Below are 24,453 nucleotides of genomic sequence, written 5' to 3'. Positions count from 1 at the left end.
CTACTTGGCGGCGCGCTCCAGGATCGAGGCGGCGTCCGCTTGCGCCGTCGCCTGCGCATCCTTGGCCGAGACCTGGCCATACTGCAACGCCTCCAGCGTCTGCTGCAGGGATTCCGAGAACTCCTGCCCGCCCGGCACGACCGGGAAGGGCTTGGCGTCGGCCAGCACGCTGACATAGCCCGACAGGAATTCCGAGCCGAGCTTGTCCTTGTGGGCCTCGATATCGGAGCTGCGCGAGGGCAGGATGCCCATCGACATCAATATGTCGGACATCGCCGAGGCGCCGTTCTTGCCGGATTTCGGATTGTTGAGCCAGCCCAGGAACTCCCAGGCGGCCTTCTGCTCGGCTTCGCCGGCATTGGCGTTGACCACCGTCATCCAGGAATAGGAGATCGAATGCGGCTTGTCGCCGCTCGGGCCGACGGGGATCGGCGCCGTGGCGATATCCGCGAACCTGTCGCCCATGCCTGCCTTCAGCGCGCTTTCCCACCAATTGGCCATGATGATCATGCCGGTCTTGCCCGAGACGAAATTGTCGAGGAAGGGGCCGGTGGTGTTGGCGTCGGCCGTCGCCATGGCTGGCACGCTGGCGCCCGACTTGATGAAATCCTCATAGAGCTGGAAGGTCTGCGCGGCCTGCGGTGTGTCCAGCGCCGGCTTGCCGTCCTTGACCAGCTCGCCGCCATTGGAGACCAGCAGCGAGGCGAAGGGATGAACGACGCCCGCCGCCCAGGAATTGATCATGCCGAAACCCTGCTGGCCGGCATCCTTGTTGGTCAGCTTCTTCGCCGCCTCCTTGAACTCGTCCCAGGTTTTCGGCGCGGCGGCAATGCCGGCCTGCTTGAACAGTGCCTTGTTGTAGTTCAGCGCGTAGACGTCGATCTCGTTGGGAATGCCATAGAGCTTGCCGCCGACCGACGCGGCGCTCACCACGCCAGCCGGCCATGCTTCCTTAACCTCTTCGAAGACGGCGTCGGGGGCAGGCGCGACAAGCTTGTCGCGGGCCAGCTCAGGCAGCCAGAGATCGTAGATGCCGCCGATCGTAGGACCGTCCGCGCCGCCGCCCTGGGAGCGCAGCGTCGTCAGGAGATCACCGAAGGGAACGGCGCGCACGGTGACGCTGACATCCGGATTTGTCTTTGCATAGTCCTTGGCCGCCGCTTCCAGCAATGCGACCGTCTCCGGCGACCAATGGGTGAGATAGGAGATGTTGACCGATTGCGCCCAGCCGCTGGCGGGCAGGATGGCAAGGCTCGCGGCCAGAGCCAGTTTCGAAGTCCAGGCAAGAGACATCCTCATCCTCCCTCAGGCTTAGCGATCACAATGACGTTATGACAACATGAAGTGCTGGCGCAAGGGCCCGATTGCGAAAAAGCTTCGCATGGGCTGTCTCTGATCTCTATGATGTCTGTTTCACAACGAAATTTGTAAACATAGACAGCATATTACCAGAAATACCTCGTTCGATAGCTTAACTCGATCGTTTCGGAGCAAGTGTCAGGCCTCTTGCGGATTCTGCTATGTCGTTATAATGACTTTTCTGAGGAATGACTCTCCGCGGCATCAATAGGGCCGTGGGACGCCAAGGACAGATAAAAATGGGAGACTGGCAATGAGCATGCTTTCAATTCACCGGCGCGCAGCCCTCGGCCTGATCGGCGGCCTTGCCGCCTGCGCTGGCCTCTTCACCAGCCTGCCGGCGCGGGCCGACAGTACGGTGACGCTATGGAGCTGGCGCACCGAGGATGAGGCCGCGATGCGCCGCATCTTCGATGCCTTCGAGGCCAAGAATCCCGGCATCAAGGTCAACATGCAGTTCACGCCGGATGCCGACTACCAGAACCGCCTGAGCACGGCGTTGCGTGGCGGGCGCGGGCCCGATATCGCCCAGCTCAAGGCCTATGGCGAATTGCAGCCCTTCGTCGAGGCCGGCTATCTCGACGCGCTCGACGACAGCGTGCCGGAATTGAAGAATATGCCGGATGCGGCCCTTGGCGGTGCGCGCGGCCGCACCGACGGCAAGCTCTACGGCGTGCCCTATTCGGTGCCGATGATGGGTGTCTTCTACAACAAGGATATCTTTGCCGCGCAGGGCATCGAGGTCCCCAAGACCTACAAGGATTTCGTCGCCGCCTGCGACAAGCTGAAGGCGGCCGGCATCACGCCGATCGCCACCGGTGGCGCCAACGGCTCGGCCTGGGAGCTGGAGATCGGCGTCGGCGTCATCGGCCCGACCGTCTACGGCCCGGGCTTCTACGACGAGATGATGACCGGCAAGGCGACCTTCGAGGATCCGCGTTATGTCGCGGCGCTGAAGCGTTTCGCTGAGCTGAAGCCTTATTTCCCCGACGGTTTCGCCGGGATCGACTACACCACCGCCACGCAGCAGTTCATCGGCGGCAAGGCGGCGATGTTTCTTGGCGGTTCGTTTGAGAATGGCAGCTTCAAATCGCAGAACCCGAAGCTGAAATTCTCGATCTTCCCGTTCCCCGCCGACGATGCGGGGGCAAAGCTCTACACCTCCGCCTTCTCGGACGGCTCCTACGGGCTCGTCTCCGAAAGCGCCAACAAGGAAGCCGCGATCAAGGTGCTGGACTTCATGGCCTCGGCCGAATTCGCGCAGATATTCGCCGACGAACTCGGCTGGCCGCCGGCCCGCACCGATGTCACGGTTAAGGACCCGGTGCTGGCCGAGATGATGGACATGTCGAAGAACTCGACGCCCTACCTGACACTGGTTGGATTCCGCTGGCAGTCGCCGACCGCCTCTTCGGTCCTGCAATCGGAGATCATCGACATGGTCGAAGGCAACATCGCGCCGGAGAAGCTGGCGGCCGACATGCAGGCCGCCGTCGCCACCTGGTTCAAGCCAAAGCAGTAAGGAGCCGGGCCGGCTGCAATGCGGCCGGCCTCTCACCGGGCAAAACCGCGCATGATCGATCGTCGCCATAAAAGCAGCCTGAAGCGCACGCAGCAGCGCATGGCCCTGCTTTTCATCCTGCCCGCGCTGGCGGTCTACGCCCTGTTCGTTCTCTATCCCTTGGCGATGTCGCTGTGGGGCAGCTTCTTCATCTGGAAGGGGCTGCGCATTACCGACTTCGCCGGCCTGTCGAATTTTTCGCGCCTGTTCGTTTTCCCCAGTAGTGCCAGGCTCTACGGCGCGCTCTGGCACAACACCGCCTGGTTCTTCGGCATCATGGTCTTCCAGAACGGCATCGGCCTGCTGTTCGCCTGGCTGCTGTTCCTGCGCGACAGGGGTGCTGCCTTCTTCCAGTCGGTCTTTTTCTTCCCCGCGGTGCTGAGCCCGGTCATCGTCGGTGCGCTGTGGCGCCTGCTGTTGGCGCCGGGCGGCGTGGTCGAATGGGCGCTGAACGGGCTTGGCCTGCATCAGGGCAGCCTGACCGTGCTTGGCAACAGCCACACCGCGCTGGCCATGCTGGTCGCCGTCGACGCCTGGAACTGGATGGGCCTGCCGGTGCTGATCTACACGGCGGGCCTGCGGCAGATTTCGGGCCAGATCTTCGAGGCGGCGAAACTCGACGGCGCCGGCAATGCGCGCATGCTGTTCTCCGTCGCGCTGCCCTTGCTGATGCCGGCGCTGGGCACGCTCACGACTTTGTCCTTCATCAACACCTTCAACCAGTTCGACATCGTCTATGTCATGCAGGGCGTGCAGGGAAATCCGAGCTATTCGACCGACACGCTGGTCACCTATTTCTATCGGCTGGCCTTCGGCGCGGAGGGCGCCGTCGGTATCACCGACATCGGCCTGGCGCTGGCATTGGGCACCATGCTGTTCCTGATCCTCAGCGTCGGCACGCTGTTGATGCTGCGCTTCTTCGACCGCCGCACGGTGCAGCTATGAGCGTGCTGGCCATGTCAGGCAATCCCGTGATCTCGCGCCGGCTTTCGCGGCTGCCCGGCTGGACGGTGCTTGCCGTATGGACGGCGGCCGTGCTGCTGCCGCTCTACATCCTCGTCGTCTCCTGCTTCAAGTCGACGGCCGAAATCTACGACAACCGGCTCGGCCTGCCGACAAGCTGGGCCTTCGACAATTTCGTCAACGCCTGGACGCGTGCCGACCTCGGCCACAATTTCATCAACAGCCTGATCGTCACCGCCGGCGCGGTCATCCTCACCATCGTCGTCTCGGCCATGGCCGCCTATCCGCTCAGCCGTTACCGGCTCGGCTGGAACGCCATCATGCTCGGCCTGTTCCTGTCCGGCATCATGCTGCCGATAAGGCTCGCCTCGGTCGAGCTGTTCACGCTGATGCGCAATCTCGGCCTGCTGGATTCCCTGACCGGGCTGATCCTCGTCTATTCGGCGATCCGCATTCCCTTCGCCGTCTTCATCTTCGCCAATTTCATGCGCGTGCTGCCCTCCGAACTCGACGAAGCGGCACGCATGGATGGCGCCGGCGAGGTCCGCATCCTGTTCCAGATCATCCTGCCGATGGTGAAGCCGGCGGTGTCGATCGTCGCCATCTTCACGGCAATCGCCGTGTGGAACGACTTCTTCTTCCCGCTGATCTTCATCTTCGACGACCGCTACAAGACCGTGCCGCTGGCCATCAGCGTCTTCGTCGGCCAGTACCGCACCGATTGGGGCCTGGTGTTCGCCTCGCTGGCGATCTCCATGGCGCCGATCCTGATCATGTATTGTCTGCTCGCCCGCCAGATTCGCGAGGGCGTCGGCGCCGGGGGAGGCATGAAATGATCGAGGACGGGATCTATGCCGCCAAATCCATCCTGGTCGTCGGTGCGCATGCCTTCGATGCCGAGGTGATCGCCGGACCGTTGGCGGCGGCCGCCGTACTGAGGGGCACCACGGTGACGTTCCTGCACCTGAGCATGGGCGAGCAGGGCCATCCGTGCCTAATTCCCGAGCACTATTGCGCGCAGAAGGAAGAGGAAGCGGGGAGGGCGGCCGCGCGCCTCGGCGTCGCCATGCGCAATCTTGGCCTGCATGATGCGTTCCTGCCTTCCGATGACGAGACGGCGCTGAAACTGTGCGATTTCATTCGCGAGCTGAAGCCGGAGGTGGTCATAACCCATTGGCACGGCAGCTGGCACAAGGACCATCGCGCCGCCGCCAAGCTGACGCAGACCGGCATCTTCTTCGCCGCTCTTCCGACTGTTGCGCGCGACCATGCCGCCTTTACGCCTGGCTTGCTGCTGTTCGGCGAGAACTGGGAAGACGATGACGGTTTCCGCGCCGAGCATTTGGTCGACGTCAGCGACGGCTTCGAGGCGTGGAGCGAGGCGGTGCAGGAATACGAGCTGGCGCGGGGCCTGAGCAGCTTCCCCTATGTCGATTACTACAGCGCGCTCTACCGTCTGCGCGGCTGCCTGCGCGGCACGCGCCATGCGCAGGCCTTCGCGGCGGCCTCGCATTCCTGGAACGCCGGCAGCGGTCTGTTCGCGCCACCGGCTGCCGGAGGGCGCCGATGACGCGGGTTCTGGCTATCGATCTCGGCGGCACCAATCTGCGCGCCGCCGTCCAGTCCGGCAATATCAGCGCGCTGGAGATGCCGAGCCGCGAACCGGCGCCGGCAAGCCTGGATGCCTTCGTCGCCCGCATCACGGCGCTTTGCGCCGAGGCTGGCGCGGTCAAGGCGTTGGGCCTGGCAGTGCCAGGTCTTGTCGAGGGGTCGGTCTGCCGCTGGATCCCGAATCTCCCGTGGCTCGACGGTGTCGATATCGCGGCGCTGTTCCCGCGGCTACGCGTCGCCGTCGGCAATGATGCACAGATCGCTCTGCTGGCGGAAGCCGTTGAAGGCAGCGCGAAAGGCATGTCGGATGCGATCCTGCTGGCAATCGGCACGGGCATAGGCTCGGCGGTGCTCGCCAACCACCGCATCGTCGCCGGCACGCATGGCGGCGCCTGCTCGTTCGGCTGGGCCTGCGCCGACATCAAGGACCATGGCGAGGAGCGCAGCGGCTGGCTGGAGCGCGTTGCATCGGGCCGTGCGGTGGACGCGCTTGCCGGTCAGGTCGGCCTTGCCAACGGCCGCCAGCTGATGGCGGCTGCCCAGGCGGGCGAACTCGCGGCACAGACCCTGCTCGAGCTGCCGGCGCGCCGGCTGGGCACCGCGCTTGCCGGCGCCGTCGCGCTGCTCGACCCCCAGGTGATCCTGGTTTCCGGCGGCCTTGCCGATGCGCTTGACGTCATCGGGCCGCCGCTGCTTGCCGCGCTGCGGCGCCAACTGCCGCCGCATCTGCGCGGCATTTCTCTCAAGGCTGGCGCGTTCGGCCCTGGCGCCGGCCTGGTCGGTGCGGCAGTGGCCGGGCAGGCCGGAAGCGGGTGGAGACAGATCCGATGAGTGAAGCCAGTTTTCAGCAGCCGGATCGCAGAAGGCCCGAGCCGCTCTGGTATCAGGTCGAGGAGGCCATCCGCGCCATCGTCAAGAGCGGCGAGTGGGCGACGGGCGACCAGATCCCGGCCGAAGACCGGCTGGGCGCGCTGTTCGGGGTCAGCCGCATCACGCTGCGCCACGCTTTGCGCAATCTGGAGGAAAGCGGATTGCTGCGCCGCGAACACGGACGCGGCACCTTCGTGCGCTCCACGACGCTCGTCGCCGGCACCCGCGAACTGACGAGCTTCACCCAGGAGATGGGCAATATCGGCGTCGTTGCCGGCTCGCGCCTGCTCGATTGCAGCCTCACCACCGCCAATGCGGCGGCGGCCGGCGCGCTGGAGATCGAGGAGGGTGACCCGGTGGTGCGCATCCGGCGGCTGCGGCTCGGCAACAACGAGCCGATCGGCATCCAGACGGCGCAGCTCGCAGCCGCACGCGTGCCGGGCTTCCTCGACGCCGGCCTGCTTCAGGGATCGCTCTACGAGGCGCTGGAGCGTCACTACGGCATCGTGCCGGTGGCGGCGCGCGAGAATTATCGCGTCGGCGCGGTCGGCGCGGCGGATGCCGAGCTGCTCGATCTGCCGGTCGGCAGTCCGGCCTTCGTGGTCGAGCGTATCGCCACCGACGAGCGCGGTCCGTTCGAGTTCACCGTCTCCATCATGCGCGGCGACCGCTACGAGATCCGCTCGACGCTGCGCGCCGGGCGCGTCCCGTCAAATCCGCGAAGCTGATCCATCATCACCCCAAGCAGACACTTAACAGGAGTACCCACGTGTCCGACCTCTACATTCACCGTCTCGCCGCCCTCATCGACCAGGCAGCGAAAACCAACGAAGCGGCCTTTGGCCAGGCAGCCAGCCGCTTTGCCGATTCGCTTGAAGGCGGCGGTCTGATCCATCTCTATGGCTCCGGCCATTCGGTGCTGCCGGTGCAGGAAGTGTTTCCGCGTTACGGCAGCTATGTCGGTTTCAACCCGCTGACCGACCCGCGCGTGATGTGGCACAACGTGCTCGGCGCCGGCGGCGTGCGTGAGCTGCTGTGGCTGGAGCGGACCGAGAAATACGCCGAAAAATTCCTGGATCATCAGCCGCTCAACAAAGGTGACTCCATCATCATCTTCGGCCACAGCGGCCGCAACTCTTCCGGCATCGATACGGCGCTCTATGCCAGGAAGCGCGGCATCTTCGTCGTCGCGGTCACCAGCAAGAACAATCTCGACAAGCCCGCGACGCACTCCTCCGGCAAGCGACTGGCCGACGCGGCCGATCTCGTCATCGACACCTGCTCGCCGATCGAGGATGCGATCGTGCCGGTCGAGGGCTGGAGCCGTCCGGTCTCCGGCTCTTCGACAGTGCTCGCCATGATCCTGGCGCATGAGCTGATCGCGCGCACCGCCGAGCAGCTCGCCAAGCGCGGCATCGAACTGCCCGTCTTCGCCTCGCCGACGATCGCGGGCGTGACCCTGCACGACACCGATGTCATCTACGGCGTCTACCGCGAACGCATGCTGGAAGCGCAGAAGAAGCACCTGCCGGCCTTCCAGGCGACGATGCGCGGCGAGTGATGTCGGGGGCGGGAGGCGTCGCAGACGCCTCCCGCTCATGCATGCGCCCAATGCGACCTTATCATCGATGCAAGACCGGGCCTATCCCCCTTGGCTCCTTCTGAAGCTCCAGTGTCGCTTTGAAAGCGTCAATAAATAATTTGACGCGCGTAATGACTCCGCGATCTATTGGGAACCGTAAAAACTTGACTGGACAAGTTCGGTCGAGCATTGCTGCTTCCAGGCAACGGCCGCGTGACTGGTGTCGGCCGGGGCGGCGGGCGAGGGCAAGGGACCCTGAATATCGATGGCGGAAAAGACGCACCGCACGATGGATGACTTCGCCCGGGCGTGCGGCGTGTCACGGCCGACCCTGTCGAAATATTTCGATGATCCGGCAAGCGTCAAGCCGGCGACGCGCGCTCGCATCGAGGCCGCGCTTCGCTCCTCGGATTATCAGCCGAACCTCTTCGCCCGCAATCTCAACCGCAAGCGCACCCGCAATGTCGGCATCGTCGTGCCGGCGATCACCGATCCGTTCTATGCCGAGATGGTCAGCCGCATTGAACTGCGCTGCCGCGACGAAGGTTTTTGGCCGATCGTCATCTCCTCGCACGGTTCGCCCAGGCTTGAGTCGGAATCGGTCAAGACGCTCACCTCGCTGAAGGTGGCCGGCGCCATCGTGGCCCCGCTGGGATCGGTTTCCGAGCCGGGCGTCTTCGAACGAATGGGCAAAGACATCCCGATCGTCTATTTCGACACCTATATCGAGGGTGACACGCCTTTCGTCGGCAACGACAACCACCAGAGCACGTCGATCATGGTCGATTATCTCTGCCGGTCCGGCGAGCCGCCGGTGTATGTCGACATCCCGCACGTCAACCACAATTCGGGCGAGCGACTGCAAAGCTATATCGAGACGATGCGGGCCGCCGGCCTTGAGCCTGTCGTCATCAACGCGGCGCGTGACTACACCTGGGACTTCGAGCGGATTGGCCATGAATGGATGGAAAGGACGCTCGACAAGGGAGGCCTGCCTGGCCGCACCATTCTGTGCGCCAATGACCGTCTCGCCTTCGGCATCATGTCGGCCGCTTTCACGCGCGGGCTGAAGATCGGCCGCAAGCCCGATTGCGACTTCCGCGTCGCCGCCCATGACGACCACCCGCTGAGCCGCTACACTTGCCCGCCGCTCACCACCATGGCGCAGGACTTCGCCGCAATGGCCGGCCGCAGCGTCGAGATCCTGCTGGCCTTGCTCGACGAGGCCGGCCCGCCCGCGCATGACCTCGTGCGAAACGTCAAGCTCGGCGCGACCCTGGTGATGCGTCAGTCGGCCTGAGCGCGCGTCCGCAATTGGAGCCAGGCGGCGGCCTCGCTCATCGCTTGCCGCGCGGCGAGAATATAGCGGCCCATCGACACGAAGCCGTGGATCTGGCCCGGCCAGTGCCGCAGGACCAGCGGCACCCCTTCAGCGAGCAGGCGTTCGCCATAGGCGGTCCCTTCATCGGCCAGGATATCGTGACCGGCGGTTACGACAAACGCCGGCGCCGCGCCTGCAAGGCTCGGTGCCAGCAGCGGCGAAACGCGCCAGTCCTTGATGTCGTCCGGGGTGCGCACATAGTGGTCGCGGAACCAGGCCATGGTGGCGGCGGTCAGTCCAAACCCGTTGCCGAAACGGCGGTAGCTGTCCGCCGTCTGGCGGGCATCGGTGTTGGGATAGATCAGGATCTGGGCGGCAAGCGGCGGTGCTTGCCCATCGCGGGCGAGCAATGCCAGCACGGCGGCAAGATTGCCGCCGGCGCTGTCGCCGGCAACGGCGATACGGGCCGGCTCGATGCCGAGTTCCCCGGCGTCTTGCGCCATGAAGCGGAGCGCTGCCGCGCAGTCCTCGAGCCCGGCGGGGAATTTGTGCTCTGGTGCCAGCCGATAATCGGGGCAGACGACGACGGCATTGGCCAGATTGGCCAGCCAGCGGCAGATCTCGTCATGCGAATCGAGATTGCCGATGACCCAGCCGCCGCCATGCAGATAGAGCACGGCGCGCGCGCCGGTTCGCGGTGCGCCGATGCCGCGATGGATGCGGATCGGAACCGGGCCGTTCGGTCCGTCGATCTGCCGCAGCGATGTCGCCGCGACCGGCTCATATTCGCCCTGCTGCGCCGGGAACGAAGCGTTGTAGGCGGCCCGCGCCGCCGCCACGCTGCCGTTCTCGAACGGCGCACCGCCGGCCGCGCGGCCGATTTCCAGGGCACGCAGAGCATCAGGATCGAGCGTCATCGCAATCTCCGTCATGATTGCATCTAGGCGAGCAGGCCGCGCGCCTCGTCCTCCGAGAGTAGGGCCGGCTGGACGACATCGCCAGCAATGGCGACCGAGTTTTTCGTTTCGCCGGAGTGCAGGATCGCCTCCATGGTCTCCAGCACATGCAGCGCCAGAGTGCCGGACGCGCGGGGCGTGGCACCTGTCGCGAGCGAACGCACGAGGTCGGCAACGCCGAGCATGCGATAGTTGGCGCGGTCGGGCGCGGCATAGGGCCAGTTGCGGGCGCCGTAGAGTTCGCCCTCGCTGGGGAAATCCTTCCACTCGGCGCCGCACTCGGACAAGGACACGGTGCCGCCGAACGTGTCGGGGTCGGGCAGGCGCAGCGAGCCCTCCGTGCCGTGCAGTTCGATCGGATGGTTGGAGTGCTTGAAGACGTCCCATGAGGCGCCGAAGGTCACTGTCGCGCCTGACCGGAATTCGAGCAGCGACAGCACGTTGGTCGGCGTGCCGACCTTGAACGTCGTGTTCTTGAACGGTCCCTCGGCCGATATCAGCCGCTCCTGCTGGCCCCGCGTCGCCATTGCCATGACGCGTTGGACCGGGCCGAGCAAATTGACCAGCATGGTCAGATAATAGGGCCCCATGTCGAACACCGGGCCGCCGCCCGGCTGGTAGTAGAATTGCGGGTTGGGGTGCCAGTGCTCCATGCCGCGGCCCATCATGAAGGCTGTGCCGGTCACGGCGCGGCCGATGGCGCCTTCATCCATCAGACGGCGCGCCCGCCGGCCGGCGGCGCCGAGGAAAGTATCGGGGGCCGAGCCGAGCAGCAGCCCCCGCTTGGCCGCCTCCGACACCAGGCGGCGCCCGTCGCTGGCCGAGGTCGCCAGCGGCTTTTCGGTAAACACATGCTTGCCGGCCGAGAGCGCCGAAAGCGAAATGTCGAAATGTGCTGCCGGAATGGTCAGGTTGAGGACGAGATCGATCTCGGGATCGGCCAGCATGGCGTCGACGCCGAGCGCACGGATGCCATATTCCTTGGCGCGCGCGGCAGCCATGTCGGCCGAGATGTCGGCGCAGGCGCGCAACTCGATGCCGCCGAAAAGCGCGGCATTGCGCAGATAGGTCATCGAGATGTTGCCGCATCCGACGACGCCGATCCCAAGCTTCGTCTTCGATTGTCCGTGCATTTTCTTGTCATTCCTCCGATGCGGCCACGCTCTGCCGGATCCATTGCGCCGGCAACCGATCACTCCTCGCAAGCCGCTATACAACATTTTGAATCTTGACGCGCGTAAAATTTTTATAGAACATGCGAAACTCAGGGCGGCGTCAAGGAATGAACGATATGACGAAGACGAAGCTCAAGATCGGCTGCCAGACCTTCACCTGGGAGATGCTCGGCAAGGCCTGGACCGGCGGCCCCGACGATCTCCTGAAGGCGATCGCCGATGGCGGCTATGCCGGCATCGAGATCACCGACACCATGATCGGCCGCTATGCAGGCAAGCCGACGGAGTTCGCCGCGGCGCTGGAGTCATCCGGCCTGACGCTGGTCTCCTTCGCTTTCGGCTCGAAGAGCGGCTTTACGCTGAAGGAGAAGATCGTCGCCGACCTCGAAACCGCCAAGCGCTGGATCGACTTCGCCGCCGCCTTCCCCGGCGCGCTTGTATCGATGGGCTCGGCGACCGTGGTGTCCGAAGGGTCGCGCGACGACAAATTCGCCATCGCCGCGGAGGTCTATAACAGGGCCGGCGAGCTCGGGCGCAAGGCCGGCGTCCAGGTCGCCGTGCATCCGAGTTCGCACCACAACACGCTGCTGTTCGACCGCGCCGACTACGACGCGATCTTCGCCTTGCTTGACCCCGATCTGGTCGGTTGGGTGCCCGATACCGGCCACATATTGCGCGGCCACAAGGACATGTCCGATACGCTGCGCACCTACCGCGACCGAATCCGCTACATCCACCTGAAGGATGTCGACGCCAAGGGCAACTGGGCCATGCTGGGCAAGGGCGTCTGCGACACGCCTGAAGTCATCGAGATCGCCGGCAGCGCGCCGCACTTCAATGGCTGGCTGGTGCTCGAGGAAGAATCCGACACGGCGGCGGCCGATCCTGCCGGCGCGGTCAAGACCAACCGACGGACGATGCGCGGCTACGGAGCCTGAGGCGATGATCAGGAAACAGGACAGGCGCCTCAGGGTCGGCGTGCTCGGCTGCGGCCCCATCGCGCAGTTCGCGCATCTGGAATCCTGTGCAAAGGCCGGCAATGCCGACCTTTACGCCATCTGCGACGCCGCACCCGACCTGCTCGCTCGCATGGGCGCCACCTACGAGCCGCGGAAGATGTATGCCGACTATGACGCGATGCTCGCCGATCCGGAACTGGAAGCCGTCATCGTCGCCACGTCGGATGCCTATCACGTGCCGATGTCGGTCAAGGCGCTCGACGCCGGCAAGCATGTGCTGTGCGAAAAGCCGATCGGCACGTCGGTTGAGGAAGGCGAGGCGCTGGCCGCGGCGGTGAAGCGCTCCGGCAGGATCCTGCAGGTCGGCCACATGAAACGCTTCGATCCGGCGCTGGAGGCCGCGCGCGACTTCGTCCGCGACGAAATGGGCGAGGTGCTGGCGCTGAAGGCCTGGTATTGCGATTCCACCCACCGCTACACCAACACCGATGCGGTGCAGCCGCTGCCTGTCACCAGCAAGCTGGCGAAGAAACCATCGGGCAATCCGAAGGCGGATCTTCGGCAGTATTTCATGCTGGCGCACGGCTCGCATCTGGTCGACACGGCGCGCTTCCTCTGCGGCGAGATCACGGCCGTACGCGCCCGTCTCAACGAACGCTTCGGCGCCTATTGCTGGTTCGTCGAGACCGAGTTCGCCAGCGGCGCGCTCGGCCATCTCGATCTCACCGTCGCCGTGCGCATGGACTGGCACGAGGGTTTCCAGCTCTATGGCGAGAACGGCTCCGTCATCGCCAAGACGTTCAATCCCTGGTACTTCCGCGCCAGCGAGGTCGACATCTTCCATGAAAAGGACGCGACCTCGCGAAAACCGCTCGGCGCCGACGGCCATTTCTTCCGCCGCCAGCTGGAAGGTCTCGCCGACACGGTGCTGAACGGCGCGCCGATGCGCGGCGCCAATGTCGAGGACGGCATTGCCTCGATCCGCGCCATGGTCGCCATTGCCCGCTCCGTCGAGACCGGCGAACGGATTGAGCTCGCCTCGGTTTCGGGTGCGGTCTGATGCGTCTCGGCGTCTTCGCCAAGACCTTTGCGGGCGCCGAGCCGGCTGCTGTGCTGAAGGCCGTGCGGCAGGCGGGTTATGAGACGACGCAGTTCAACCTCGCTTGCGCCGGCCTGCCGTCGATGCCCGATGCCGTGCCTGACGCAGTCATTCCTGCCATCCGCGCCGCCGCCCGATCAACAGGCGTGTCGCTCGCCGCCCTGTCGGGCACCTACAACATGGCGCATCCCGACAAGGCGGTTCGCAACGATGGTCTTCGCCGTCTTGCCGTCGTCATCGGTACGGCGGCCGCCCTCGACATTCCGCTGGTCACGCTCTGCACCGGCTCGCGCAATGCAGCCGACCAATGGGCCTACCATCCCGACAACGCCACACTGGCCGCCTGGTCCGACATGGCCGCCGAGATGGAAAAGGCGCTGGCGCTGGCCGAAGAGGCCGGCGTCGATCTCGGCATCGAGCCCGAGCAGGCCAACATCGTCACCTCGGCGAAGGATGCCACCCGCTTGATCGCCGACATGGGCTCGAAGCATCTGAAGGTCGTGCTCGATCCGGCGAACCTGTTCGAACATGCGACGCCGCGCGAGGCGCGCGCCATCGTCGCGGCGGCGATCGACGAGGCCGCCGGCCATATAGCCATGGCGCATGCCAAGGACAGGCAAGGCGACGGCCGCTTCGCCACAACGGGGGAAGGCATTGTCGATTTTCCGGATTTCGTCGCGCGGCTGAACGCTGTGAAATTCGATGGCCCGCTTGTCACGCACGGATTGTCGGCCGACGAAGCTCCCGCCGTCGCGGCGTTTCTGCGCGGGCTGCTCCGATGAGTGTCGCGCCGAAGATGATGCTTCGCGACGATGCTGCGCTTCGTGTCTTCGACACGGAGCAAGGCAGGCTCCCCGTCGTCTTCCAGCACGGTCTCGGCGGTGACGCCGCCCAGGTGGCGCAGAATTTTCCCGACGGCCCGTCGCGACGCCGGCTCACCGTCGAATGCCGGGCGCAAGGCGGCTCCGGTGCCGGCCACAAGCGCCCCTTTTCGATCGCCATGTTCGCCGACGACGTGCTGGGCGCCGCCGATGCGGCCGGCATCGAACGCTTCGTCGCCGGCGGCATCTCGATGGGTGCGGCGATCGCGCTGCGCCTGGCCGCCCGTCACCCGGAGCGCGTCACCGGCCTGGTGCTGGTCCGCCCGGCCTGGGCCTTCGACGCGGCACCTGAAAACATGCGTCCCTATGCGGAAATGGCGGAGCTCATCCGAAACCGCCCGTTGAATGAGGCGCGCGCCGTCTTTGCCGCTTCGGCCACGGCGGCCCGGTTCCGCGCCGAGGCACCTGACAATCTGGCGTCCTTGCTCGGTTTCTTCGAACGCGACAATGCAGCGGTCTTCGCCGAAATGATGCAGGCAATCGCCGGCGATGGGCCCGGCGTTTCGCGGGCCGCAGCCTCTGTGCTCTCAATCCCCACACTCGTCGTCGGAAGCGGCGTCGACCTCGTCCATCCCTTGGCGACTGCCCGCGAATTGGCGAAGACAATCCTCAATGCGATCTTCACCGAGGTGACGCCGAAGGCCACCGACAAGGATCGCCACTTCGCCGAAATCCGTGCCGCGATCGGCGGCTTTCTCGATAAAAATTTCAACAACCAGGACCAGTCATGATCTCGAAACTCCTTTCAGGCCCGGCCGCCATCGCCGCATTGCCGCGCGATCGCCTGATCGCCGAATTCTCGCTCTGGTCGGCCGATCTCGCCAATTTCGAGAGCGACGTCAGGCGCATCGAACCCTATGTCGATCTTCACCACATCGATGTCGCGGACGGCCACTTCGCGCCGTCCTTCCTGTTCTTTCCCGATCTCGTCGCCCGCATCGCCAAGCTGACGGCCAAGCCCATCCATGTCCATCTGATGGTCGACGAGGCAATCGTCGAGGCGCAGACGCGCCAATTCATCGAGGCCGGAGCCGACATGATCAGCGTCCATGCCGAGAACGGCGAGGCGGGTCTGCGCGCGGTTCGGCTGGCACGGCAACTCGGCGCCGGGGCCGGCGTCGTGCTGCGGCTGGAAACGCCGGTCGAAGCGGTGACGCCCTTTGTGTCCGAAGTCGCGTTCATCACGCTTCTGGGAACCGCGATCGGCGTCAAGGGGCAGGGCCTTTCGGAGAAAGCCTGCGACAGGTTGGTTGAGGCCCGCGCCATCCTGCGGAAGACCGGACGCGAGGCGGACGTGGTTCTTGCCGCAGACGGCGGTATCCGCCATGAGACCGTGCCGCTGCTGCGTGCCGCAGGCGCCGAGACCGTGGTGCTCGGCTCGCTGGCCTTTGGTGACAGGGATCTGGCCGGCCGCATCGGCTGGCTGCACGGGCTGAAAGTCGCGGCATGAGCAACGAAGCCGCTCTCGCGATCGATCTGGGCGGCACCGAGCTTCGTGCCGCCCTGGTCGACCGCGATGGCAAGATACTGGCATTCGCGGCGGTGCCGACACAGGCGCAGGCCGGTCCCGAAGTGGTGATCGGCCAGATCGAGGCTCTCGCCGCAACCATCCATGCCGAGGAACCGGCGCTCGCCATCCTTGGCGTCGGCGTCGGCGCGCCGGGACCGCTCGATCCGCTGGCCGGCATCGCGGTCGGGCCGCCGACGCTTGCCGGCTGGCTGGACGTGCCGCTGGCCGACATCCTCGAGCGGCGGCTCGGCTTGCCGGTGCGGCTGGAGAACGACGCCAATGCCGCGGCACTTGGCGAGTGGCGCTTCGGCGCCGGCCACGGTGCCCGTTCGCTCGTCTTCGTCACCGTCTCGACCGGCATCGGCGGCGGCGTCGTCGTCGACGGGCGCATCCTGCATGGCCGCCGCGGGCTTGCCGCCGAGATCGGCCATATGACCATCACCAATGAAGGCGAGCGCTGTATGTGCGGTGTCGTCGGCTGTTTCGAGGCCATCGCCTCGGGCACCGCGCTCGGCCGCCGCGCCAATGCCGCGACTTCAGCCTTCGACGGCTCGACGCTGCGCCGCCTCTCGGCCGACGGCGAGGTTACTGGCCGCCATGTCGTCGATGCGGCGCGGCTGCAGGACGATCTCGCTTTGGCCTTGCTCGAGGAGGAGTCGCGCTGGCTGGGCGTCGGCTTCACCAACCTCTTGCATCTCTATTCGCCCGACGTGCTGGTCGTCGGCGGCGGCATCGCCAATGGCCTCGATCTGATGGCTCCGGCAATAAAGGCGACCATCCGCCAGCGCGCCATGCGCGCCTATCGCGACGTGCCGGTGGTTCAGGCCCAGCTCGGCCGCCACGCCGGGCTGGTCGGCGCGGCAAGCCTTGTCCTGTTCGACGACGGCACGGCCCGCGTGCCTGTCGAAGGGCCGCGCAGATATCCCGGACATGGGGAGGGACACTGATGGCCGAGCTGCGCGGCGTGCGCAAGTCCTGCCGCCTCACACGGTGAACACACGAAAAATGGCCGGAGGCAGTGATGCCTCAGGCCATTTACTATCGTTGTTCGCCGTGCGGACTACTCGGCTGGAACGATGTCCGCCGGCAGGCTGTCGTCGGCCGTTCCCGCCAGCGCCCTGGCCAGTTTGGCCTCGTCGAGTTCGCCTTCCCAGCGCGCCACCACCAGCGTCGCCACCGCATTGCCGACGAAGTTTGTCAGCGCCCGACATTCCGACATGAAGCGATCGACGCCGAGGATAAGCGCCATGCCGGCGACAGGCACGGCGGGCACCACCGAAAGCGTGGCGGCAAGGGTGATGAAGCCGGCGCCGGTGATGCCTGCGGCGCCTTTGGAGGAGAGCATCGCCACCAGCAGCAGCAGGATCTGGTCGCCGAAGGAGAGATGGATGTTCGTCGCCTGCGCGATGAACAGCGCGGCCAGCGTCATGTAGATGTTGGTGCCGTCGAGATTGAAGGAATAGCCGGTCGGGATGACCAGGCCGACCACCGAGCGCTTGGCGCCGGCCTTCTCCATCTTCTCCATCAGCGAGGGCAGTGCCGCTTCCGAAGACGAGGTGCCCAGCACCAGAAGCAGCTCCTCCTTGATGTAGCGGATCAGCGACAGGATGGAGAAGCCGTTGTAGCGGCAGACGGCGCCCAGCACGATGAACACGAACAGGAAAGCGGTCATGTAGAAGGTGCCGACCAGCATGGCGAGGTTGATAACCGAGCCGATGCCGTATTTGCCGATCGTGAACGCCATGGCGCCGAACGCTCCGATCGGCGCTGCCTTCATAAGCACGCTGACCAGCTTGAACATCGGCGCCATCAGCGCCTGCAGGAAATTGAGCACCGGCGCGCCCTTGTCGCCGACCAGCGCCAGCGCGATGCCGAACAGCACCGAAAAGAACAGCACCTGCAATATGTCGCCGTCGGCGAAGGCGCCGACGATGGTCGTCGGGATGATGTTCATCAGGAAGCCGGTGACCGACTGGTCGTGCGCCTTGGCGGCGTAGCTGTTGACGGTCGCGGCGTCGAGCGTCGCCGGGTCGATGTTGAAGCCGGCGCCGGGCTGCACGACATTGGCCACGATCAGGCCTATGATGAGCGCCAGCGTAGAGAAGGTGAGGAAATAGAGCATCGCTTTGCCGGCGACGCGGCCGACCTTCTGCAGGTCGCTCATGCCGGCGATGCCGGTGGCGACGGTCAGGAAGATGACCGGGGCGATGATCATCTTGACCAGCTTGATGAAGGCGTCGCCGAGCGGCTTCATGCTCTCGCCGAGCGAGGGATAGAAATGGCCGAGCAGGATGCCGACGGTGATCGCCACCAGCACCTGCACGTAGAGTTGGGCGTAGAGCGGCTTGCGCTGCGCGGCGGGCGCGCGTGATTGGTCTGCCATGTGCATCTTCTATCTCCCTGGCCGGAGGGAACGGCACGCGCCGCCCCGCAAGACTTCTCCCATCGCGGCGCTCCGGTCGCTCGCCGCTGTCGAGAGTTTTGCAAGCGCCGTGCCAGATCGAGAAAACGCCGGAACCCTGGATTTCCGGCAGTTTTGTCCCCGTTTCGATGGAGGCCTGTGCGGATTTCCGCACTCATCCTTGTTTGCGTGGGCGGAATTTCGCATTACAGTGGCCGCCGAACAGCGAAAGAACGGAGAGGGCAAACGCCGCGAGCGCGCACCGATAGCGTATCCCCAGGGTTTGCCCTCCGCGACCTCCTGCGCGAAGCGATGGCCAGGCTGCGTGACGGCCGCTGGCTCATTCTCCTGGTCGCCCTGGCAATGCTGGCGGGAGCGGTTGCGATTGCCGGGCGCCTTGCCGCCAACCAGGCCGCCGGCGATCTGCGCGACGGAGCACTGGCAGCCTTGCCGCTGGCGGCGGGCACCCTGGCCGGCGAAATCGAAAAGCAGCGTCTCGTTCCCTTGGTGCTGGCACGCGACGATGCCGTGCGCGACGCGTTGCGCCGGGCCGGCAAAACGCAAGAGACAGCGCTCGACGACAAGCTCCGGGCGATTGCCGCCGACGCCTCGGCATCCGCCATCTATGTCATCGACACGGCAGGCATCGCAATATCCGCAAGCAACGCCGGCGAGCCGGGCAGCTTCGTCGGCATCGACTACAACTTTCGTCACTATTTTACCGACGCAATGGCCAACGGCGCAGCCAGCCAGTATGGCCTCGGCACGATCAGCGGCAGGCCGGGACTTTATCTCGCCAGCCGCGTCGACGACGGCAAGACGGCGCTCGGCGTCTCCGTACTGAAAGTCGAACTCGACGGCGTCGAAGCCAATTGGCGCTCCAGCGGCTTTGTCGTTTTCGTCACCGACGAGCGCGGTGTCGTGCTGGCGACCAGCCGGCCCGAGTGGCGGTTCCACGCGCTTGCGCCGCTCTCGGCCGCGGATGCCGCGACAGCTCACGAGCAGCTTCAACTCGCCGAAGCCGGCTTCGAACCGCTGCCCATACGACGCGGTGCCGGCGACGGCCTGGCGACGATCGACGATGCCGGAAAGCCGCGCCGGTTCGTCGAGGTGGTGCAGGACCTGCCCGGCGCGGTTCCCGGCTGGCGTCTGTGGCTGCTCACACCTGCCGATGCCGCCTTGACGTCGGCCGCCAACACGGGGCGCCTGACCACGCTGCTGGCGCTGCTGCTGACGGGTTTGCTTGCCTATGTGCTTTTCAGGCGCCGCCGTGCGCGCCGCCTGAGGCAGGAAGCGCTGGCGCGCATGAATGCCGAACTGGAGAGCAGGGTAAGCACTCGGACGGCGGAACTGACCCGCTCCAACACGGCCCTTGCCGGCGAGATCGCCGAGCGCGAAAACGCCGAGGCCAAGGTCCGTCGGCTGCGCGACGATCTCGCCCAGGCCAACCGGCTTTCCATCCTAGGCCAGATCGCCGCCGGCGTCGCGCATGAGATCAACCAGCCGGTGGCGGCCATCCGCACCTATGCCGAAAATGCCGGCCGCTTCCTGCATGGCGGCAAGGTCGAATCCGTCCCGGACAACCTGACATCGATCGTGTCGATGACCGAGCGCATCGGCGCCATCACCGGCACGCTGCGCACCTTCGCGCGGCGGCCAGGCGTCGCCGCCTCGCCGCTGCCGGTGCGTGAAGCGATCGACGGCGCGTTGTCGCTCCTGTCCGGCCGCATCCGCGATTCCGGCGTGACCGTCGTCAAGCCGCGCGGCACGGCATCGCCGCTGGTGATGGCGAGCCGCATCCGGCTGGAGCAGATCCTGGTCAATCTCTTGCAGAATGCGCTGGATGCCCTGAAGGACCGGCCCGGTCCGCGCATCGAGATCGAGCTTGCCGAGCGTGACGACAGGGTGCTGGTTTCGGTGCGCGACAATGGCCCTGGTCTCGGGCCGGAAGCGGCTGGCAATCTGTTCATGCCGTTCCAGACCACCAAGGAGAAGGGGCTTGGCCTCGGTCTGGTGATCTCACAGGAGATCGCCCAGGAACTGGGCGGCACGCTGCGCCTCGATCCAGGCAGCACAAAAGGCGCATCCTTCACCATAGATCTGAGGCGAATTGAATGACTGAGGGATCAGGGCTGGTCACGCTCGTCGAAGACGACGCGGATCTGCTTCACGCCACCACGCAATTGCTCGAGCTTGCTGGCTTCAACGTGATCGCGTTCAAGGCCGCGGAGGCAGCGCTTGCCGCCGTCGACCGGGATTTTCAGGGCGTGGTTGTCAGCGATATCCGCATGCCCGGCATGAACGGCTTGCAGCTGTTCGATCGCATCAGGGCGATCGACATCGACATACCGGTGATCCTGGTCACCGGGCATGGCGACATCGATCTCGCAGTGGCCGCGCTCAAGGATGGCGTCTACGATTTCATCCCGAAACCCTATGCGGGCGAGCGCCTTGTCGAGGCACTGAAGCGGGCAAGCGAAAAGCGGCGGCTGGTGATGGAGAACCGGCGGCTGCATGAGGCCGCCGCGCAGGCCGCCGACGGCCTGCCGCTGATCGGCGAGGCGCCGGCGATCCGGCGGCTGCGCGAGACCCTGCGCCAGATCGCCGACATGGATGTCGACGTGCTGGTGGAAGGCGAGACCGGCACCGGCAAAGAGGTGGTGGCGGATCTCCTGCATAGATGGGGCCGGCGCCGCGCAAAGCCTTTCGTGGCGCTGAATTGCGGCGCTCTGCCGGAGACCGTCATCGAGAGCGAGCTGTTCGGCCACGAGCCGGGCGCATTCACCGGGGCGCAGCGGCGGCGGATCGGTCGCATCGAGCATTCGAGCGGCGGCACGCTGTTCCTCGACGAAATCGAATCCATGCCGCCGCCGCTCCAGGTCAAGCTGCTGCGGGTGCTGGAAACGCGCAGCCTCACCCCGCTCGGCTCCAACGAAACGCGCCGCCTCGATCTGCGGGTCGTCGCGGCAACGAAGGTGGATCTGGGCCGGCCGGACCAGCGCGGCGATTTCCGCGAGGATCTCTATTTCCGCCTCAACGTGGTGATGCTGCGCATCCCTCCGCTGCGCGAGCGGCGCGGCGACATCCCGATGCTGTTCGGGCATTTCCTGGGCAACGCCTCGCAGCGTTTCGGCCGTCCTGTCGCGGCCGTGAATGCCGCGGTGAGCGACCATCTCCAGTCGCATGACTGGCCGGGCAATGTGCGCGAGCTGGCGCATTTTGCCGACCGCGTCGCGCTTGGCCTCGGGCCCGACGAGGAGGCCAGGGCAACCCCCGTGCGTTTGCCGGAGCCCTCGGCGGCGCTGCCCGAACGGGTCGGCCGTTACGAGGCGCAACTCATCCGCGAGGCCTTGCGCGACCACGCCGGCGACGTGCGCGGAGCCATCGACGCACTCGGCGTGCCGCGCAAGACTTTCTACGACAAGCTCAAGCGCTACGGCATTTCCGCCTCCGAATTCCGCAATGGTGGCATCCCCGACCAGCACCCTGTTCGGAGACGGATATAGGCGTTGCGCAGGCGCTCCGGCCTTCGTAACTCTGTTCGTCTCCCGTTGCGCATTTCGGATGAGCCATGATCACGACACTTGAAACGACGGCAACCCCGTTGCCCCAGGAACTCGCCTTTCTCGGCGAACGTTTGATGGCGTTCAACGACGGCGATGTCGGCGCTTCCGAAAGGAAGGCCCTTGCGGTGTTCGTGCGTGATGAAGCCGGCGCGATTGTCGCGGGCATTTCGGGCTATACCGCCTGGGGCTGGCTTTACGTGCAATGGCTGTGGGTCGACGAAAGGCTGCGCGGCCGGCACATGGCCGGCACGATGCTGGACGCGGCTGAGAAGGAGGCGATGGCGCGCGGCTGTCAGAACGCCTGGATCGACACCTTCAACCCCAACGCCGCCAGGGTCTATCAGCGCCAGGGCTATCAGCCCTTCGGAACACTCGCCGATTTCCCCGTCGGCCGCAGCCGCGTCTTCCTGCAGAAAAAACTGTCGGCGGGCTGACAGAAGCAATTACAGGAAAAGCGCGAAGCGGTTTTCCGTCCGAAATTGCGTCAAACAAGAATCTAACCAGCCAGCCGTCCGCCGCGCATCGGCTGCGGCGCGCCCGTCGTGCTGGGAAAGCTGATCGGCAGGCCGCGCAGCACGCGCACCGCCAAAAAGGCAAAACACTCTGCCTCCACCGCGTCGCCGCTCCAGCCGAGGCTTTCGGCCTGCACCACCTCGACACCGGCGCGGCTGGCGATCATTGCCATCATCGTCGGGTTGTGGCGGCCGCCGCCGCTGACCACCAGTTTTTTCGGCCGGCTCGGCAGAAGGTCGAGTGCCTTGCCGACCGCGGCGGCGGTGAAGGCGGTCAAAAGCGCGGCGCCGTCTTGCGCGTTCAGGCCATCCGCCATGGCGGCGCCGAAGTCGAAACGATCGAGCGATTTGGGGTAGGGTTTGGTCAGGTAAGGATGTTGCAACAGCTTGGCGAGCCGGGCCTCGTCGACCGTTCCCGCCCGGCCAAGCGCGCCGTCGCGGTCCATCTCACCGAGCCCTTTCGACTTGATGAAATCATTGAGCGGCGCGTTGGCCGGGCCGGTGTCGAAGGCGACGACATTGTCGGCGCCGTCCCACCAGGTGACGTTGGCAACGCCGCCGAGATTGAGCACGGCCACCTCGCCACTGGCGCCGGCGCTGCGCATCAGTGCGGTGTGATAGGCGGCGGCCAAGGGCGCGCCTTGCCCACCCGCGCGCATGTCGGCGGAGCGGAAATCATAGGCGACCTTGGTTCTCAGGATCGAATGCATCAATTCGCCGTCGCCGAGCTGGCGGGTCTGGCCGAGCCGCCCGACCTGCGGCGCGCGATGCAGCACCGTCTGGCCGTGGAAACCGACAACGCCGATGTCGGCCATCTCCATCCCATAGCCTTCGACGAGCTCTCTGACCGCCGCCGACTGCGCGCGGGTCAGCGCCTCCTCGGCCTCACGGAAGATCGCCGGCTCCGGCCCGGTGAAATTCCATTCTCTCGCCTGCTTTAGCGTCTCTTCCAGCAAGGCGCGGATCGACGGGGGGTAGGGCATCAGCCGGTAGGTGCCGAAATCGTCGATGCGCTCGCCATCGGTCTTGATCAGGGCGACATCGATGTTGCCGTCCAGCACGGTACCGGTCATCAGGCCGACGGCCCAGAGGGATTCCATTATCAAACTCCATTGATGAGATCGCCGATCGCTTGGCGAAGCGCGACGATTCCGCTGTCGACGTGACGTGTCGGATGGATCCGGTTGGTAAGCAAGGTCCACGCCTTGCCCCTGTCGAAGTCGATCCACAGCCCCGTGCCGGTAAAGCCGGTGTGGCCTATCGTTCCAGGGCTGCAGAAAGCGCCCCCCGACCAGCCTTCACGGGGACGCTCCCAGCCGTGGGTGCGGGTGGCGGACAAGGGCTGGCGCATCAGCTCTATCGAACGTTGGGATGTGCCAATGCCGTCCAGCAGTCCTTGCGCAAAATCGAGCACCGAGGCCGCCGTGCCGAACAGGCCGGCGTGGCCGGCGCCTTGCAGCGCCGCGCAATTGTCGTCGTGAACCTCGCCGGACAGGACCCGATGGCGCCAGGTGCAGTCCTCGGTCGCGGCGGTGTCTTCTGGCTCTGCGGACCAGGCAAAGCCGGGTCCGGGCTCGATATCGCGGATCGTCTTTTCCGACAGCCGCTCGAGCGCAAAGCCGAGCAGGATAAAGTTGATGTCGGAATAAACCGGCTCGCGCGCTCGCCATTCCCGCTGCAGAATGAAGGCGCGCAACAGGTCAGGGTCGCGCCCATAGGTGTAGATCGGCTCGACGGCGGGGAATGGCGCCTGGTGGCCGAGACACTGGCGGAACGTCACCCTCCGCTCCCAGGCCCCGGCATCGTATTGGCGCAGGTCCGGCAGCACCGAAATCAGCGGCGCATCGAGATCGATGACCCCGTCCTCCGCCAGCGCCAGGATGCGCGGTGTGGTGAAGATCACCTTGGTCAGCGATGCCAGGTCAAACCAGGTTTCGACGGTCATCGGCCGCTGCTTCGGTACGAGTTGCGCGAAGCCGATCGCCCTGGCGATGCGGTGGCCGTCCCTGTCGACGATGCCGAGCACACCGCCGGGAATTCGCTTCGCCGCCACTGCGGCTTCCAGCGGTGCGAACGCACGATCGAAGAGCTGGGAGAGATCGCTCAATGCCGGCCTCCATCGGAGAG

The 24,453-nt window shown here is 65.6% G+C and carries 23 protein-coding genes; 17 read left to right on the top strand and 6 right to left on the bottom strand.

The annotated features are described in order from the left end of the window. On the bottom strand, positions 1–1,293 hold the full coding sequence (locus LB533_RS06440) for an ABC transporter substrate-binding protein (protein WP_140638494.1): 1,293 nt from the start codon (positions 1,291–1,293) through the stop codon (positions 1–3). A 319-nt stretch (positions 1,294–1,612) separates the two neighbouring features. Between LB533_RS06440 and LB533_RS06435 the strand changes: the two genes are divergently transcribed. The 8 genes from LB533_RS06435 to LB533_RS06400 all read left to right on the top strand — a co-directional run bounded on the left by LB533_RS06435 (position 1,613) and on the right by LB533_RS06400 (position 9,246). Then, entirely contained in the window at positions 1,613–2,881 is a 1,269-nt protein-coding gene (locus LB533_RS06435; protein WP_224676900.1) for an extracellular solute-binding protein, read from the top strand. Between the two features lie 51 nt (positions 2,882–2,932). After that, positions 2,933–3,865 carry a carbohydrate ABC transporter permease gene (locus LB533_RS06430; protein ID WP_224676899.1) on the top strand — a complete coding sequence of 311 codons (933 nt, stop codon included), beginning with the start codon at positions 2,933–2,935 and terminating at the stop codon, positions 3,863–3,865. 11 nt (positions 3,866–3,876) lie between these two features. Continuing rightward, positions 3,877–4,719: a carbohydrate ABC transporter permease gene (locus tag LB533_RS06425; RefSeq protein WP_224676898.1), complete on the top strand. Its 843-nt coding sequence runs from the start codon at positions 3,877–3,879 to the stop codon at positions 4,717–4,719. Further along, positions 4,716–5,453, top strand: coding sequence for a PIG-L deacetylase family protein (locus LB533_RS06420; protein WP_224676897.1), 738 nt, complete (start codon positions 4,716–4,718; stop codon positions 5,451–5,453). The genes LB533_RS06425 and LB533_RS06420 overlap by 4 nt, the downstream gene beginning before the upstream one ends. After that, on the top strand, positions 5,450–6,325 hold the full coding sequence (locus LB533_RS06415; protein WP_224676896.1) for an ROK family protein: 876 nt from the start codon (positions 5,450–5,452) through the stop codon (positions 6,323–6,325). The genes LB533_RS06420 and LB533_RS06415 overlap by 4 nt, the downstream gene beginning before the upstream one ends. Further along, positions 6,322–7,092 carry a GntR family transcriptional regulator gene (locus LB533_RS06410; RefSeq protein WP_140555545.1) on the top strand — a complete coding sequence of 257 codons (771 nt, stop codon included), beginning with the start codon at positions 6,322–6,324 and terminating at the stop codon, positions 7,090–7,092. The genes LB533_RS06415 and LB533_RS06410 overlap by 4 nt, the downstream gene beginning before the upstream one ends. Before the next feature lie 41 nt (positions 7,093–7,133). Beyond that, complete coding sequence (locus LB533_RS06405) at positions 7,134–7,925, top strand: sugar isomerase domain-containing protein (protein WP_140520921.1); 792 nt, start codon at positions 7,134–7,136, stop codon at positions 7,923–7,925. Between the two features lie 286 nt (positions 7,926–8,211). Continuing rightward, on the top strand, positions 8,212–9,246 hold the full coding sequence (locus tag LB533_RS06400; RefSeq protein ID WP_140638502.1) for a LacI family DNA-binding transcriptional regulator: 1,035 nt from the start codon (positions 8,212–8,214) through the stop codon (positions 9,244–9,246). On the opposite strand, the gene LB533_RS06395 is transcribed toward LB533_RS06400, so the two are convergent. Both LB533_RS06395 and LB533_RS06390 read right to left on the bottom strand, forming a co-directional pair. Next, complete coding sequence (locus LB533_RS06395) at positions 9,234–10,199, bottom strand: alpha/beta hydrolase (RefSeq protein WP_411970875.1); 966 nt, start codon at positions 10,197–10,199, stop codon at positions 9,234–9,236. The two genes, LB533_RS06400 and LB533_RS06395, sit on opposite strands and share 13 nt — an antisense overlap. Before the next feature lie 8 nt (positions 10,200–10,207). Continuing rightward, the gene (locus LB533_RS06390; RefSeq protein ID WP_224676895.1) at positions 10,208–11,356 is read right to left on the bottom strand and encodes a Gfo/Idh/MocA family protein; all 1,149 of its coding nucleotides are present in this window, start codon (positions 11,354–11,356) and stop codon (positions 10,208–10,210) included. 158 nt (positions 11,357–11,514) lie between these two features. Between LB533_RS06390 and LB533_RS06385 the strand changes: the two genes are divergently transcribed. From LB533_RS06385 to LB533_RS06360, 6 genes are read left to right on the top strand one after another with little or no spacing between them, the layout of a single operon-like run. Then, entirely contained in the window at positions 11,515–12,336 is an 822-nt protein-coding gene (locus LB533_RS06385) for a sugar phosphate isomerase/epimerase family protein (RefSeq protein ID WP_224676894.1), read from the top strand. A gap of 4 nt (positions 12,337–12,340) precedes the next feature. Beyond that, positions 12,341–13,417, top strand: a complete 1,077-nt coding sequence (locus LB533_RS06380) for a Gfo/Idh/MocA family protein (RefSeq protein ID WP_224676893.1) — start codon at positions 12,341–12,343, stop codon at positions 13,415–13,417. Further along, positions 13,417–14,238, top strand: coding sequence for a sugar phosphate isomerase/epimerase family protein (locus LB533_RS06375; RefSeq protein ID WP_224676892.1), 822 nt, complete (start codon positions 13,417–13,419; stop codon positions 14,236–14,238). Before LB533_RS06380 ends, LB533_RS06375 begins: the two co-directional genes overlap by 1 nt. Then, the gene (locus tag LB533_RS06370) at positions 14,235–15,068 is read left to right on the top strand and encodes an alpha/beta fold hydrolase (RefSeq protein WP_224676891.1); all 834 of its coding nucleotides are present in this window, start codon (positions 14,235–14,237) and stop codon (positions 15,066–15,068) included. The genes LB533_RS06375 and LB533_RS06370 overlap by 4 nt, the downstream gene beginning before the upstream one ends. Continuing rightward, entirely contained in the window at positions 15,065–15,787 is a 723-nt protein-coding gene (locus LB533_RS06365; protein ID WP_224676890.1) for a ribulose-phosphate 3-epimerase, read from the top strand. Before LB533_RS06370 ends, LB533_RS06365 begins: the two co-directional genes overlap by 4 nt. Next, positions 15,784–16,794 carry an ROK family protein gene (locus LB533_RS06360; protein WP_224676889.1) on the top strand — a complete coding sequence of 337 codons (1,011 nt, stop codon included), beginning with the start codon at positions 15,784–15,786 and terminating at the stop codon, positions 16,792–16,794. Before LB533_RS06365 ends, LB533_RS06360 begins: the two co-directional genes overlap by 4 nt. A 113-nt stretch (positions 16,795–16,907) precedes the next feature. On the opposite strand, the gene LB533_RS06355 is transcribed toward LB533_RS06360, so the two are convergent. Further along, positions 16,908–18,236 carry a dicarboxylate/amino acid:cation symporter gene (locus LB533_RS06355; RefSeq protein ID WP_140497716.1) on the bottom strand — a complete coding sequence of 443 codons (1,329 nt, stop codon included), beginning with the start codon at positions 18,234–18,236 and terminating at the stop codon, positions 16,908–16,910. Positions 18,237–18,560: 324 nt separating this feature from the next. Here LB533_RS06355 and LB533_RS06350 point away from each other — a divergent pair, with 324 nt between their 5' ends. The 3 genes from LB533_RS06350 (at position 18,561) to LB533_RS06340 (ending at position 22,248) form a co-directional block, all read left to right on the top strand. Then, entirely contained in the window at positions 18,561–20,366 is a 1,806-nt protein-coding gene (locus tag LB533_RS06350; protein WP_140638511.1) for a sensor histidine kinase, read from the top strand. Further along, positions 20,363–21,754, top strand: a complete 1,392-nt coding sequence (locus LB533_RS06345) for a sigma-54-dependent transcriptional regulator (protein ID WP_140638512.1) — start codon at positions 20,363–20,365, stop codon at positions 21,752–21,754. The genes LB533_RS06350 and LB533_RS06345 overlap by 4 nt, the downstream gene beginning before the upstream one ends. Positions 21,755–21,819: 65 nt before the next feature. Then, complete coding sequence (locus LB533_RS06340; RefSeq protein WP_140638513.1) at positions 21,820–22,248, top strand: GNAT family N-acetyltransferase; 429 nt, start codon at positions 21,820–21,822, stop codon at positions 22,246–22,248. 62 nt (positions 22,249–22,310) lie between these two features. Here the strand turns inward: LB533_RS06340 and LB533_RS06335 are convergent, their stop codons facing one another. Continuing rightward, the gene (locus LB533_RS06335; RefSeq protein ID WP_140638514.1) at positions 22,311–23,426 is read right to left on the bottom strand and encodes an anhydro-N-acetylmuramic acid kinase; all 1,116 of its coding nucleotides are present in this window, start codon (positions 23,424–23,426) and stop codon (positions 22,311–22,313) included. Positions 23,427–23,428: 2 nt separating this feature from the next. Next, positions 23,429–24,433: a serine hydrolase domain-containing protein gene (locus tag LB533_RS06330; protein WP_140638515.1), complete on the bottom strand. Its 1,005-nt coding sequence runs from the start codon at positions 24,431–24,433 to the stop codon at positions 23,429–23,431. Between the last annotated feature and the right edge of the window lie 20 nt (positions 24,434–24,453).

The sequence above is a fragment of the Mesorhizobium sp. BR1-1-13 genome (assembly GCF_020165515.1).
Taxonomy (GTDB): Bacteria; Pseudomonadota; Alphaproteobacteria; order Rhizobiales; family Rhizobiaceae; genus Mesorhizobium.
The sequence above is the reverse complement of the archived record's forward strand: the minus strand, read 5'-3'. Positions and strand labels throughout refer to the sequence as shown.